Origin of the sequence: Aeromonas sp. QDB62, from assembly GCF_027705695.1 — a bacterium.
In the GTDB taxonomy this organism is placed as follows: Bacteria; Pseudomonadota; Gammaproteobacteria; order Enterobacterales; family Aeromonadaceae; genus Aeromonas; species Aeromonas allosaccharophila.
Map to the genome: position 1 here is coordinate 51,572 of NZ_JAPDCD010000004.1, position 12,962 is coordinate 64,533.

General features: G+C 56.1%; 15 protein-coding genes. 7 read left to right on the forward strand and 8 right to left on the reverse strand.

Annotated features, from left to right (window positions below; all coding sequences use genetic code 11):
- Positions 1 to 96 precede the first annotated feature (96 nt).
- Positions 97 to 945, reverse strand: coding sequence for an NADPH-dependent 7-cyano-7-deazaguanine reductase QueF (gene queF / locus OKC27_RS03215; protein WP_182939055.1), 849 nt, complete (start codon positions 943 to 945; stop codon positions 97 to 99).
- A 204-nt stretch (positions 946 to 1,149) separates the two neighbouring features.
- On the opposite strand from queF, the gene syd reads away from it, so the two are divergent.
- The gene (gene syd, locus OKC27_RS03220; RefSeq protein ID WP_182939056.1) at positions 1,150 to 1,698 is read left to right on the forward strand and encodes a SecY-interacting protein; all 549 of its coding nucleotides are present in this window, start codon (positions 1,150 to 1,152) and stop codon (positions 1,696 to 1,698) included.
- 92 nt (positions 1,699 to 1,790) lie between these two features.
- On the opposite strand, the gene OKC27_RS03225 is transcribed toward syd, so the two are convergent.
- From OKC27_RS03225 to OKC27_RS03245, 5 genes are all read right to left on the reverse strand, one after another.
- Positions 1,791 to 2,576: a Zn-ribbon-containing protein gene (locus OKC27_RS03225; RefSeq protein ID WP_139463048.1), complete on the reverse strand. Its 786-nt coding sequence runs from the start codon at positions 2,574 to 2,576 to the stop codon at positions 1,791 to 1,793.
- A 3-nt stretch (positions 2,577 to 2,579) separates the two neighbouring features.
- Positions 2,580 to 2,876 carry a DNA-binding protein gene (locus tag OKC27_RS03230; protein ID WP_182939057.1) on the reverse strand — a complete coding sequence of 99 codons (297 nt, stop codon included), beginning with the start codon at positions 2,874 to 2,876 and terminating at the stop codon, positions 2,580 to 2,582.
- A gap of 84 nt (positions 2,877 to 2,960) precedes the next feature.
- Complete coding sequence (locus OKC27_RS03235) at positions 2,961 to 3,197, reverse strand: DUF2789 family protein (RefSeq protein WP_005338602.1); 237 nt, start codon at positions 3,195 to 3,197, stop codon at positions 2,961 to 2,963.
- Positions 3,198 to 3,271: 74 nt separating this feature from the next.
- The gene (locus tag OKC27_RS03240) at positions 3,272 to 3,571 is read right to left on the reverse strand and encodes a DUF3301 domain-containing protein (RefSeq protein ID WP_182939058.1); all 300 of its coding nucleotides are present in this window, start codon (positions 3,569 to 3,571) and stop codon (positions 3,272 to 3,274) included.
- A 111-nt stretch (positions 3,572 to 3,682) separates the two neighbouring features.
- Complete coding sequence (locus OKC27_RS03245) at positions 3,683 to 4,723, reverse strand: DUF3549 family protein (RefSeq protein ID WP_182939059.1); 1,041 nt, start codon at positions 4,721 to 4,723, stop codon at positions 3,683 to 3,685.
- Between the two features lie 276 nt (positions 4,724 to 4,999).
- Between OKC27_RS03245 and OKC27_RS03250 the strand changes: the two genes are divergently transcribed.
- The 6 genes from OKC27_RS03250 (at position 5,000) to ptsG (ending at position 11,350) form a co-directional block, all read left to right on the forward strand.
- Positions 5,000 to 5,335: a YqcC family protein gene (locus OKC27_RS03250; protein ID WP_005338596.1), complete on the forward strand. Its 336-nt coding sequence runs from the start codon at positions 5,000 to 5,002 to the stop codon at positions 5,333 to 5,335.
- On the forward strand, positions 5,332 to 6,105 hold the full coding sequence (gene truC / locus OKC27_RS03255) for a tRNA pseudouridine(65) synthase TruC (protein ID WP_182939060.1): 774 nt from the start codon (positions 5,332 to 5,334) through the stop codon (positions 6,103 to 6,105). Before OKC27_RS03250 ends, truC begins: the two co-directional genes overlap by 4 nt.
- A gap of 90 nt (positions 6,106 to 6,195) precedes the next feature.
- Positions 6,196 to 6,636, forward strand: coding sequence for a flavodoxin (locus OKC27_RS03260; protein WP_182939061.1), 441 nt, complete (start codon positions 6,196 to 6,198; stop codon positions 6,634 to 6,636).
- A 529-nt stretch (positions 6,637 to 7,165) separates the two neighbouring features.
- Positions 7,166 to 8,404, forward strand: coding sequence for a maltoporin LamB (gene lamB, locus OKC27_RS03265; RefSeq protein ID WP_019445215.1), 1,239 nt, complete (start codon positions 7,166 to 7,168; stop codon positions 8,402 to 8,404).
- 82 nt (positions 8,405 to 8,486) lie between these two features.
- Positions 8,487 to 9,494, forward strand: coding sequence for a MalM family protein (locus tag OKC27_RS03270; RefSeq protein WP_182939062.1), 1,008 nt, complete (start codon positions 8,487 to 8,489; stop codon positions 9,492 to 9,494).
- A gap of 425 nt (positions 9,495 to 9,919) precedes the next feature.
- Complete coding sequence (gene ptsG / locus OKC27_RS03275) at positions 9,920 to 11,350, forward strand: PTS glucose transporter subunit IIBC (RefSeq protein WP_005338586.1); 1,431 nt, start codon at positions 9,920 to 9,922, stop codon at positions 11,348 to 11,350.
- A gap of 269 nt (positions 11,351 to 11,619) precedes the next feature.
- Here the strand turns inward: ptsG and OKC27_RS03280 are convergent, their stop codons facing one another.
- Entirely contained in the window at positions 11,620 to 12,003 is a 384-nt protein-coding gene (locus OKC27_RS03280; protein WP_182939063.1) for a DUF3461 family protein, read from the reverse strand.
- A gap of 127 nt (positions 12,004 to 12,130) precedes the next feature.
- Positions 12,131 to 12,958, reverse strand: coding sequence for a 2,3,4,5-tetrahydropyridine-2,6-dicarboxylate N-succinyltransferase (gene dapD / locus OKC27_RS03285; RefSeq protein WP_005338581.1), 828 nt, complete (start codon positions 12,956 to 12,958; stop codon positions 12,131 to 12,133).
- Positions 12,959 to 12,962 lie beyond the last annotated feature (4 nt).

The following is a 12,962-nucleotide window of genomic DNA, read 5'->3' on the forward strand; positions in this document are numbered from 1 at the left end:
CCAGCACCCTTATCCCTGCTGCGTAAAGCATCGATTGAAACCTTTTTTGCCAGTCATGGAGGGCAGTGCGACTGCCCTCTTTGCTGCAGCTCGACTTTATTGGCGGATTAGACGCAGGTTGGCGGGCACGGTTTCGAAATTGGAGCGGAACGGGTTGATGTCGAGGCCGCCGCGACGGGTATAGCGGGCATAGACGGTCAACTGCTCTGGCTGGCAATAGTGCTTGAGGTCGATAAAGATCCGCTCGATGCACTGCTCGTGGAACTCGTTGTGCTGGCGGAACGAGATGAGATAGCGCAGCAGCTTCTCCCGATCGAGTTTCGATCCCTTGTAGCGGATCACTACAGAGCCCCAGTCGGGCTGGCTGGTCACCAGACAGTTGGATTTGAGCAGGTGGCTGTGCAGGGTCTCCTCGACCAGCTCGCTACCGGCTGCCCCTCGCAGCAGGGACGCATCAAACTCGTAATTGTCTACCTCGATATCCTGCTCGTCGATGCACTCGCCGGGCAGCTGGGCAATCTGGTGCGGCGCCTTGTCGAGGGGGAACAGGGTCACCTTGACGGTCTCCCCCGCACAGGCGCGCAGATCCCTGGTCAGCATGGCGGCGACTGCCTCGATAGAGTCGCAACGGGTCTGGTTGAAGGAGTTGAGGTAGAGCTTGAAAGATTTGGATTCGATCAGGTTCGCACTGGTGGCCGGGATGGTCACTTCACCCACCGCCACCATCGGTTTGCCCCTGGCGTTGAGCCAGGAGAGCTCATAGAGGGTCCAGACATCGCAACCGCTAAAGGGCAGATCATCGCCCAGCTGGAGATCATCCCGGTTCAGGCTACGTGGAACCGGCTGCAGCAGGGAGGGGGAGTACTGGCTGATGTAATCGGATTGCTGGCCCAGGCTCAGGCCGGTCAGGGCGCTGGCCCCGGCGTATCTATCTTGTTTGCTCACAGGGTTGCTCACGTAATGTGCTCATGATGAGTGGAATGAAACGGGCCATTGCAGGGCCGGATGGTTGCAGCCGTTTGGCTTGGGCGTCGGCCTCTCTGTATCCCGGGTTCTGTTTCCCGGGTCGCAAGGTCGGCTGGCAACCTTGTCTGTTACCGGGTTTGGTGGTGCAATAGCGGACTTTGCCAGCAATTGTGGGGATTTTCGATGTCGGATCAAGTTTTGTCTGCCCTGGAGCACTTTTTTGCCCGCTGGCAACGGGATGGCGAGGCCAGACGAGGCCTGCCTCTGTGCGAGTGGGAGGCGGACTGGCGTTCCCCCTGCCAGCTTGGTGAGCCCGCCGATGGTCGGGTGGCCTGGCGTCCTCACCATCGCCCCGAACCCGCCGATTTTACGGCCATGGCCGATGCCCTTGAGCTGACAATTCATCCCAGCGCTATCGCCCTGTTTGGGCACTGGTTCAGTCGCCCTATCCCCTGCCTTTTCAAGGGGCTGCGCCTTGAACTGATCTTGCCGTGGAACGACGCGGATCTCGACCTGCTCAAGGAGAACCTCATTGGCCATCTGCTGATGTTGCGCAAGCTAAAACGAACCCCCTCCATCTTTATTGCCACCACCCGCAACGAGATGACGCTCATCTCGCTGGATAACGAGAGTGGTCGGGTGTGGCTGGAGTGGCTCGATTCCGGCCGCCGTCTGACGCTGGCTCCCTCCCTACCGGCGTTTCTGGAGCGGCTGGAGACGTTGCCGCAATAGCACCTGTTCGAGCCAAGGTTACTCATCGGAACGAAAAGCGCCTTGCCATGCGGCAAGGCTCTTTTTTATGGCATCGCGTACAGGGAACGCGCTTAATCCTTGAAATCCCAGGAGAGGTTGGAGACCAGACGGCAGCTGTCGCACTTGAAGTCGAAGATCTCGTGCAGCGGCGCTGCCAGTGCCCACTCACCGCCACAGCTGGGGCAGGGGCGCGCCTTCTCCTCGGCAGCGCTCAGCCCGCCCACCCGGTAGAGGTAGTAGTAGGTGGGGATGCCGCTCAGCACTTCCAGTCGCTTGGCCAGATCGCTGCCGCGCCGGTAGAGGCGGCTGCCCACTTCGCCGATTTCGTGCAGCGCCGCGTGTTCTGCGATGGAGCCGTTCATCTGTAACTGATCACACGCCTCCCAATCCTCCTGCCACTTGATGATCTGTTTCTGATCGCCGTTGGCGACAGCGGGCAGTTGGTAGAGCGGAATGGGGGCGAAGTGGTCGCCACAGCGCAGCGGCGAGCAGGTGTGCAGGAAGCTGGTGTAGAGCAGCATCCAGCTGGGGCGCTCGCCCTGCTGGCCGCAAGGATCTGTGCTGTCGGAGAGCAGATCCGCCCCCTGCAGCTGGAGTTTGGGCGCCAGCAGCCCGGCCTGATTGAGCTGCTGTTCGGCCAGTTTGACCTGCTCGCTCTGGTTGTCGGGGTGCAGGCTATCCTGCTCCGGGCAGACTACCCGACTGACGAAATAGCCGTCGTGCATGCTGGTGGGGAACTCCCGCCCGAGGATCTGGCCCTGATAACGCAGCATGTCGAGGTAGTTGACGATGGCCCGCTCGGCGTCGCCAAGGGAGGTATCGCGGTAACACTCAAAGCAGAGTTCGACGATATACATGGTTCAGCCTTGCCCCTGCTGGAGGAGCAGGTCGGTCAGGCGATCCACCTTCTGTTCGATGCGTGCGAGCTGTTCGGCGAGTTGCTGCAGGGTGAGCTCCGGCGCTGGCTGGGGCACGGCCTCTGGCAGGAGCTCGCTCTCGGCGGTCGCGATGGGCTGCTGCTTCCACTGGCTCAGCACTTTCAGCAGCTCGGCCATCGGCACGGGATGGGTGAGGCGGGCCTTGATCATGGCAGTGGTGGGAGTCAGGCCCTTGGCGGCCAGCTCGTTGGCAATTCGGATGATCTCGTGGGCGGACATAAGCATGCTCTGGGTGAGAAGGAGGGATCGATATCGGGGCGGGATCTTAACCAAAGCCGGCAGGGGAGGAAAGGGGCGGGCGGCTTAGCGGGGCTGGCGCAACATCACATCGAGTTGGTCGATCGCCTCGCACCAGTCGGAGTCGTTCCACAGGGCATCACGCAGAAAGCTGGCCTGGGCGGCGTTCCAGAAACCGGCCTCCGGCAACAGGGTTTCATTGTCGAGGTGATGGTCGTGCACAAAGCGGTGCAGGCTCAGCTCGTCGTTGGCCATCCCGAGCTGGGCAAACAGGGCTGGCAGATCGTGGACAAGGGGTTCCATCTCGTCTCTCCCTTTGTTTAATCCCTGAGATTATAGACAGGCACAGCCACTGGGCGCAGAGACGAGATTGGGGATCAGGCAGAAGGGATGCGGTGAGGTGGCAGATCAACGCCGACGACGTGCAGCCCCTGCATCTTGAGGGTGCCCTGATAGTGGCTCTCGCCATCGCTGGAGAATTCAAACTGGTAGTGGGTCAGCAGCCGCAGGGGATGGCGCGCCAGCTCCCGCCGGTTGCGGGCCAGCGACAGCAGTTGCAGATCATGATGCTGGCAGTAGCGGCGCATGTATTGCCAGGCCACTTCTGCCTGTTGGCGTTGCAGCCAGAACAGGCCGGCAACGGCAATCAGCAACAAAATTCCGAGCATCTCTCCCATAGGCGGGCTTCCTTATCGTGATGTCGATAACCGGGAGTCCTGCTTGGCACTCCCAGTCTCCATTTCTATTTCCCGCCGTGTTGCCTCGTGGCGTGAGGGGGATGCGAGGGATCAGGCCGAGGCAAACAGACGGCCGATGGCCTTGCCCAGCGCCTCGCTGCGGTTGGGGTCGCGCAGTCTGGCCAGCATATCATTGCGCAGGGCCGGTAAAGTGACCAACTCGGCAAAAACCTGATTGAAGAACTGGGTTGGTTGCAGCGCCAGCTGTTCCAGATAGTGGCTGAGCAGATTGGCATCTTTCAGATCGGGCCAGAGCCGGCCGGCGATGGCGAGCAGCAGCGCCGGGCTCGGCTGAGTTTGCAGCAGGGTCAGCAGCTTGTTGCTGCGCTGTTTGTTGCCGGGGCAGGAGGCCATGGCGCGGCAGAGGTAGGCCAGGGTCTCCGGGTTGGGGGCGGCGCACTCCTGCTCCTTGCCGATCCGCTCGAGCAGGGCCCCTTGTACTGCCGGTGGCAGCGGAGCGTTTTCAAGGCTCTGGCAGAGGGCATAGAGCGGCTCTTGCGGCAGCTTGGGCAGCGCCTTGCAGACCAGCGCCAGATTGCGCTCATCATGCAGTCGTTCGGCCAGATCGGCAAAGCCCTGCAGCCCCAGCGTCTGCCAACCGGTGTTGTTGGGGGCAGCCAGATAGTGGCAGAGGGTATCGTAATAGGCCGAAGGGGCCTGCTCCAGCTGGCGCGCCAGTTTGGCGTGCAGACTGGCCATTTTGGCCTCTGCCGGGCGGAAGGTGTAGGGATTGTCGGCCAGGCGCTGGGCCTTCTCTTCATCGAGATCGCCGGTGAGCTTGTAGCCCAGGGTCTCCACCACCTGATCCATGAACAGCTTGGGGCCGTTTGACATCAGCAGGCCGCGCTCATCGAGGGCAAATTTGAGGAACCAGAGGTAGTGGCGAGACTCGCTCGGCTGGAAGAAGTGCACGCCGAGCCAGGCGTGCTGTTGCAGCGGCCAGGGGTAGGGCTCCTGCTGCTGTTCGATGCGGACAAAGGTGTCGCTTGCCAGTGGCCGCACCTGGCGGCCCATGTCAAACAGCTGGAACTGGGTGCCAGCCTGAGTCAGAAATTCGGTCAAGGTATTGATGGCAGTAGGCGTCGCAGACATGGTGAGATCCGGCTAATGGTGATGCGGGCCGATTATAAGGCCCTTGCCGAGGATAGCCAGTGGCAGCAGACGCGCGCTGCGGCAGATATCAACATGGCAGCCATGCGGGGGGCGGTGTATAGTATCGCCCTTTTTTAACGGCGGCAGGCCGCGCTGGCTGCCGTGTATGTCGTTGACCCGGCTGAATCGCCGGTGCTGCGCGACTGAATGTATCGGCATCCTGGCTGATCCTGTCGGGTCAGCGGATCAATCTGTGGTTATGAGGAAGAGAGCGAGATGAATCAATATTTGCTGGTAGCTGGCCTGTTGGGGGAACTCACCGCCGAGTTGCAGCGCCTTGAGCGCTGGCAAGCTGACCATCCCGGTGACGAAGCCCTGGCAAGTACCCTGCCTTTTTGTGTTGATACCCTGAGCTTTGATCAATGGCTGCAGTTCGTGCTGATACCGCGCATGGAGCAGTTGGTGATGTTGCAGGCTCCGCTGCCCACCAGCGTCTCCCTCTATCCCATGGCCAGCGAAGTCTACAAAGAAGATCTGGCCGAGGCAGAAGCGCTGCTGCGCCTGATCGCCCGCTTCGATCTGCTGCTTTCCGGCAAAGTGATCGAACAATGATGCCAGATCAAACCCGAGAAGAAAGTGACTTGAAGCTGACCCTGCTCTATCAGGATGAGTGGCTGGTGGCGGTCAACAAACCGTCCGGTCTGCTGGTGCACCGCAGCTGGCTCGACAAGGGCGAGACCCGTTTTGCCATGCAGATGACCCGGGATCTCATCGGTGGTCGCCATGTCTATCCGGTGCATCGCCTCGACCGTCCCACCTCCGGCGTGCTGCTGTTTGCGCTCGATCCGGTGATTGCCCGCGCGCTGACCGAAGCCTTTACCCAACGTCAGGTGCACAAGGAGTATCTGGCACTGGTGCGCGGCTGGGCGCCCGAGCAGGGGGTGATCGACTATCCCCTCAAGGAGCAGCTGGACAAGATTGCCGATGCCATGAGCAACCCGGATCGCCCGGCGCAGGATGCCGTCACCACCTTCCGTCGCCTGCATCAGGTCGAGCTGCCCCACGCGGTCTCCAAGAAGCACCCCACCAGTCGTTACAGCCTGGTCAGATTGTTTCCGAAGACCGGCCGCAAGCATCAGCTACGCCGCCATATGGATCACCTGTTCCACCCCATCGTCGGGGACACCACCCACGGAGATGGCCGTCACAACCGCTTCTTTCGCGAGCACTTTGGCTGTGAACGACTGCTGCTGGTGGCCCGCACCCTGAGTTTTACCCATCCGGTGCTTAATGTACCGATGCGGATCCAGGCTCCGCTCGGTCAGGATGTGCTACGCCTGTTTGCCGAGCTGGGCTGGCCCGCCAGCGAGAGCGACTACTAAGCGCCTGATCCTCAGCCCTGAACCGGTGGCATCTGACGCCAGCTTGCTGATAGAGTTGCTTAAAAGAGTGACTCAAACAGGGAGCGGAGAATGGCGCAGATCGATATCGTGGTAGGGAGTGTCTACGGCGCAGCCATGCTGGTGGCCGAGACCTTGGCAGATGAGCTGGAGCGCAAGGGGCATCACTGTACCCTGCACGAAGAAGCACGGCTGGCGGACATCGACCCTGGCCGTTTTTTATTGCTGGTCAGTGCCACCACAGGGCAGGGGGATATTCCTCCCAATCTGCAGCCCTTTGCCAGCGAACTGGCCGACAAGGCCCCTTGGCTCAAAGGGCTGCGTTATGCCCTGATTGCCATGGGCGACAGCAGCTATGACCATTTCTGTGGCGCGGGCCGTCGGCTGGACGGATTGCTGCAAGAGTTGGGGGCCACGCGAGTGATTCCCCCGCTGGAGCTGGATGCCACCGTGCACGACGAACCCGAACAGGTGGCACTCAGCTGGCTGCAAAAGTGGGATATTCAGCCCTGAATATTCTCTGAAATAGAGCCATATCAATCCCCTGATTCCTAATCGGCAGGGGATTGTTATTTGTACAAATTCAATAGCCTGTCACCGGCATATTTCCCTAACTGAAAGAGGGATATTCCCCTCGCGCACTATCCCATGGCTGAAATGGTTTCAACCTCGCTGCAGACCCGTCATCTAAATAAAAGTTCAATCTTGAAAGCGATCTCAGTCATGTTTTTGTCATCCAATCGTAAAATAATGACTTTGGTTCTATCGCAAATTAATTGTTGGTAACGCTTTCATGTTTGTTATGATTGCGAAGTTCATGTGATTATTGGTTATTTATTGCCTATTGTGGCGATTTTTTACTTTCTGGTGTTGAGGTGATCGTTTGCCGAGCGATTTGTCGCCATTTTGTGAGTTGCTTCATATTTGTCGTGAAATACGCTCCCTATAATCAACCTCGGTTATCACCAACAGGATTACATGGTGATAAGAAGTTGAATATTCAGGATCACACTCCTCACTGCGGGAAATAAGGAATATGACAATGAAAATGAAGTGGCTCCCGATTGCAGCAGCTGTTACTGCCGCCCTGGCTTCCCAAGCCGCCTTTGCCGTAGATTTCCACGGTTATATGCGTGGTGGTTTTGGTGTTTCTGACAATGGCGGTCAGCAGACCCTGAGCCAGCAAAAAGTTGGTCGTCTTGGTAACGAAAAAAACGTTTTCGGCGAAATTCAGCTTGGCCAAGAAGTATACAATAAAAATGATATTTCATTTTATGTTGACTCAATGATTGCTTTTGGTGATGACGATTCAGCCAAGAGCACATGGAATGACAACATTGCAGGTCGCCAATTTAACGTTCAGGCTAAGAATCTGTTTGGTGGTGGCGAGACCCTTTGGGCTGGTCAGCGCTACTATCAGCGCCATGATATTCATCTTAGTGACTTCTACTACTGGGATGTGTCTGGTATCGGTGGTGGTCTTGAAAATGTGAACATTGGCCCTGGTAAGGCATCTGTTGCTTTGATTCAATCTGATACCAGTGCTGAGTTCAAAGCAGGTAAAGAGCGTGTCGATACCAACACTTTGGATGTTCGTTATGCTGGTATCCCTTTGTGGAAAGACGCCAGCTTGGAGCTGGGTTACGATTTTGCGCAAGCAAATGTCACTGACGATCAGAAAGCTCGACTTGGTTATGATGCAGAAGATGGGCAAATGGGTACGGCAGAGCTGACTTGGGGGCTGTCTGGCGGCTTTAATAAGACAGTTCTGCAGTACATGAGTGGTGGTTTGGCCAATCAAGCTGCTGGTTACGGTGCTGGTAACGGAAACGGTTTGGTTATCGAACAAGGTGATGGGAAAGGTTTCCGTGCAATCAACCACGGTGTCATCGCTTTGGGCGCAAGTAACTTCGAAGTTGGCCATCAACTGGTCTATGGTGAAGCCAATGATGTTTACGTTAACAAAAAACTCGCAGACATTGATACCTTCTCTGTGGTTGTTCGCCCTGCCTATAACTGGACTGATACTATGAAGACCTACCTTGAGCTGGGTTACTTCAAGGATAACGAGAAGATTAAAAATAGTGCAGAAAAGTCTACCGAAGGTAGTAAATACACTATCGCGCAGGCATGGTCTGCTGGCCGTGGCTACTGGGCTCGTCCGGAAATTCGGGTTTTTGCTAGCTACCTGCAGCAAGACGGTGCACTTGAAAAAGACTCCAATGGAGTTCCGCAAGATGATGCTTTCACCGTCGGTGTGCAAGCAGAAGCTTGGTGGTAATAGGTGTATTAAATGCTTGTATAGTCACGCCCCCGCTTGTCGGGGGCTTCTTTGTTTATTCTGTTAATGGATGCGTCGAATCATGTATAACACCAAGCTCGCAGTCGTTTTGCTAGGCTCTTTGTTGTTGGGCGGGTGTGCCTCGCTCGAAGCACAGCTCTCTCCAACCAAAGGGTTCAAAGCAGCCGTTACGGATCGAGAACGTGCCATGCAATCTCTGGATTTGGCTAAAGCGTGTTGCAAGGATTTTGCGAATATCCCGTATGTTGATATGGTGCTTGGGACATCTCAGCTAGCCGCCATTGATGCAAATTCTCCCGTATATGCGTTTTCTGAAGGCAAGAGTTATTTTGCTGCTTATCGTCTCCCTACTCATTCTGGTGACCTCAGTATCACTGTCGAAGGGATCATCGATCAGACTATGTTTGAGCCAGTCGTGGTTATGTTGGACTCGCGTTTTCAGGTCACCCGAACGATGGGGCGGAACGTTTTTAGATATGACCCAGCGAGATTGATCAGTGGGAATGCTGTTAGTGGAACCTTTACCGTCGACCGTAGTCACATCGGTAATCCGAACAATGAGAGCTACCTGCTTATCTATACAGATGAATCGCGATTGAGTGAGACCCTAACGATTCCCAGTGATGCCAAGTTGATGGCCAAAGCAAAGGTTGTCAATGATTACGGCATCAAGGACCCAGTTATTCCACATTCGCCTTGGGGGGTTATCCGTTTCTCTGTTGTAGACCTTAGCGCAGGAAAAGATGGTGTAAATGTGTACAAGCCAGCGTATGCAATTGGTACTGATGAGATAAAAGAGCAGGCGAGACGCTCAACTGTGGAAGTGGTTCCTAATAAACTGGTCGTCCCTGCTGCAACTGCGGTTGTCGCAACCAGTGCCTCGGTAGTTGCCAAACCTGCTCCTGCCATGCTGAGTGAAACAGAGGCTTTCTACCAGAGCCAGATCGAAAAAGCGGTCAAGGCGGGGGATATCGACAAGGCGATGAAGCTGGTGAACGAGGCCGAGCGGGCCGGTTCAACCAAGGCAAAAAGCGTGTTTATTGATGCGGTCAAGCGCTCGCAAAAATAGAATAATACGACCATTTACTGGTCAGATATATTTATTGAGGCCTCCCTTGTTGGAGGCCTTTTTAATCGGTAGACTGTAATAAATAAAAATCAAGCCGTTACACTTGGTTACAATGAGTTGCTGTTTGATGTAAGTGGTATTGTTAAAATACAAAGTGAAACTGCTATTTATATGTCTTTGTAGTAGAGTGATAATGAGGATATATATAACTTATATTACATGCGTTTTTTAGCCGCTAAACAAGTTGTGATCTCCCCTCCAAATTCAATATTCCCCCGCCTTCGAAAGCAGCAATTTATGACCCGCTGGGTTATATTCTGATGGTCAAAATAAACAAGCCCGACTCGAAGATATCTGAATGAATCAGTCCTTATTTCATCCAGATAGATCGTTCAGGGACGACAATCCATTCAGGAGCGCACACAATGTTCAAAAATGCTTTCTCTAATCTGCAAAAGGTTGGTAAGGCTCTGATGCTGCCAGTATCAGTCTTGCCAGTCGCAGGTATTCTGCTGGGGGTGGGGGCTGCCCACTTCAGCTGGATGCCGGAAATTGTCTCCCAATTGATGGAGCAAGCCGGTGGTTCCGTATTTGGCCAGATGGCCCTGCTGTTTGCAGTGGGTGTTGCTCTGGGCTTTACCAATAACGACGGTGTATCCGGTCTGTCAGCTATCGTTGGCTACGGCATCATGGTCGCAACCCTGAAGGTCATGGCACCTGTGATGGGTGTTGAAACCATCGAAACCGGCGTGCTGGGTGGTATCCTGGCCGGTGGTATCGCTGCCTGGGCGTTCAACCGTTTCTACAAGATCCAGCTGCCAGAGTACCTGGGCTTCTTCGCGGGCAAACGTGCCGTACCCATCATCACCGGTTTCCTCTCCATCGGTCTGGGTGTGATCCTGTCCGTGATTTGGCCGCCAGTGGGTGGCGCCATCGGTGCCTTCTCTGACTGGGCTGCCAACCAGAACCCGGTACTGGCCTTCGGTATCTACGGTGTGGTTGAGCGCTCCCTGATCCCGTTCGGTCTGCACCACATCTGGAACGTACCGTTCTTCTATCAGGCTGGTACCTGTGTCAACGGTGCCGGTGAAACTGTTCACGGTATCATGACCTGCTTCCTGACTGCTGATGACGCGTCCCGCGCTGCCGGTAACGGCTTTGGTCAGCTGGCTGGTGGCTACCTGTTCAAAATGTTCGGTCTGCCTGCTGCTGCGTTCGCCATCGCTCACGCTGCCAAGCCGGAAAACCGCGCCAAGATCGTTGGTATCATGGCCTCTGCAGCCCTGACCTCTTTCCTGACCGGTATCACCGAGCCGATTGAATTCTCCTTCCTGTTCATCGCTCCGGTTCTGTACGCAATCCACGCTGTACTGGCTGGTCTGGCTTATGTGCTGACCAACTCTCTGGGTATCGTACACGGTCACACCTTCTCCAACGGCTTCATCGACTTCGTGGTGCAATCACCGCGTGCCGACAACATGCTGCTGCTGGTTGGTCTGGGTCTGGTTTACGCGGCCATCTACTACGTGGTATTCAGCTTCGTTATCCGTGCCATGAACCTGAAAACCCCGGGTCGTGAAGACGAGACTGCTGAAGAGGCCGTTGGCCAAGGCAAAGACGAGATGTCTGCTGCTCTGGTTGCCGCCTTCGGTGGTAAAGAGAACATCGCTTCTCTGGATGCCTGCATCACCCGTCTGCGTGTTGGTGTGAAAGATGTTGCCAAGGTTGACCAGGCTGGTCTGAAGAAACTGGGTGCTGCCGGTGTGGTAGTGGCTGGTTCCGGCGTTCAAGCCATCTTCGGTACCAAGTCCGACAACCTGAAAACCGACATGGACATCTGGATGAAGAGCAACTAATCCTGTTGCCTGAATATCAGCGTGTTTGAAGAGGGAGGCGAAAGCCTCCCTCTTGCTATTTGTGGTTGCTTGTAGCGTGTCTCGGGGCTTGGCCGGGGTTGTGTTTTCCAAGGGGCGATATGTAACGGGTTGCCCAATGGTGGCCCAACAGCACAAGGTGGTGTGCTCCGCTCACCTTATCGCACGGCATTGCCAGATAACCCCATAGCCCCATAAAGCCAGCCAATAAAAAGAGCGCCACCGGGCGCTCTTTTGTCGAGTCGAGGGGATTAGAGTTTCTCCAGATCCCGTTCGATTTCGCTGATCTTGTTCTGTACCACTTTTTCCAGATGGCGCAGGTCGCGCAGGATCTTTTGCTTGATGTCCGGGTCGGCCTGCTGATGGACGCCCTGGGTCAGGTTATCCAGCTCATCCACCACATATTTGAGGTTGGCGTTGATCTCGGTGACATCCTTGTACTCATGGGTACCGGAGTCGACCAGCATGGTCTTGCGCTGGCGGGGATACTTGAATTTGACACTCTTGGCGAAGAACTCGCCCTTCTGCTTCTTGAAGTAGATCTTGAGGATGTCGTGGTTGGCCTCCTGGCGCAGGGTGTAGCTGTCGACGGAGGAGGGATCCTGGATCCCCAGGCTCTTCAGATTCTCGTACATCAGGCTTCCTCGGTTTGAAACGATCCTGTCCCATCCATCTTAACCGATGCCGCATGGCTTGCCTGTGACAGGGGCGCCAAAATCAAAAGGGCGCCATAAGGCGCCCTTTTCATCACAGCAATGCTGATTACTCGTCGATGGAGCGTAGCAGGGCGTTGATGCCGACTTTGGCGCGGGTTTTGGCATCCACCTTCTTGACGATCACCGCCGCGTAGAGGCTGTACTTGCCACACTTGGAGGGCAGGGAGCCGGAGACGACCACGGAGCCAGCCGGTACGCGGCCGTAGTGGATCTCGCCGGTTTCGCGGTCATAGATGCGGGTGGACTGGCCGATGAAGACGCCCATGGAGATGACGGAACCTTCCTCGACGATGACCCCTTCAACCACTTCGGATCGGGCACCGATAAAGCAGTTGTCTTCGATGATGGTCGGGTTGGCCTGCAGTGGCTCCAGTACGCCACCGATGCCGACGCCGCCGGAGAGGTGGACGTTCTTACCGATCTGGGCGCAAGAGCCGACAGTAGCCCAGGTATCGACCATGGTACCTTCGTCAACGAAGGCGCCGATGTTGACATAGGAGGGCATCAGCACGGTATTGGGGGCGATAAAGGAGCCTTTGCGGGCGGTTGCCGGCGGCACCACGCGCACACCCGCTTCCTTGAACTGCTCGGCGGTGTAGTTGGAGAACTTGAGGGGAACCTTGTCGTAGTACTGGGCATCGTCGCCCTTGATGATGCCGTTGTCGTTGATGCGGAAGTAGAGCAGAACCGCTTTCTTCAACCACTGATGGACAACCCACTCACCGGCGATCTTCTCGGCAACCCGCGCCTTGCCGGAGTCCAGCAGGTCGATGGCTTGCAGGATGGCGGACTTGGTGGCGCTATCCACGGAGCCCGGAGTAATGGTGTCGCGGCGCTCGAAGGCCGCTTCAATGATCTGTTGCAACTCGGTCATGACA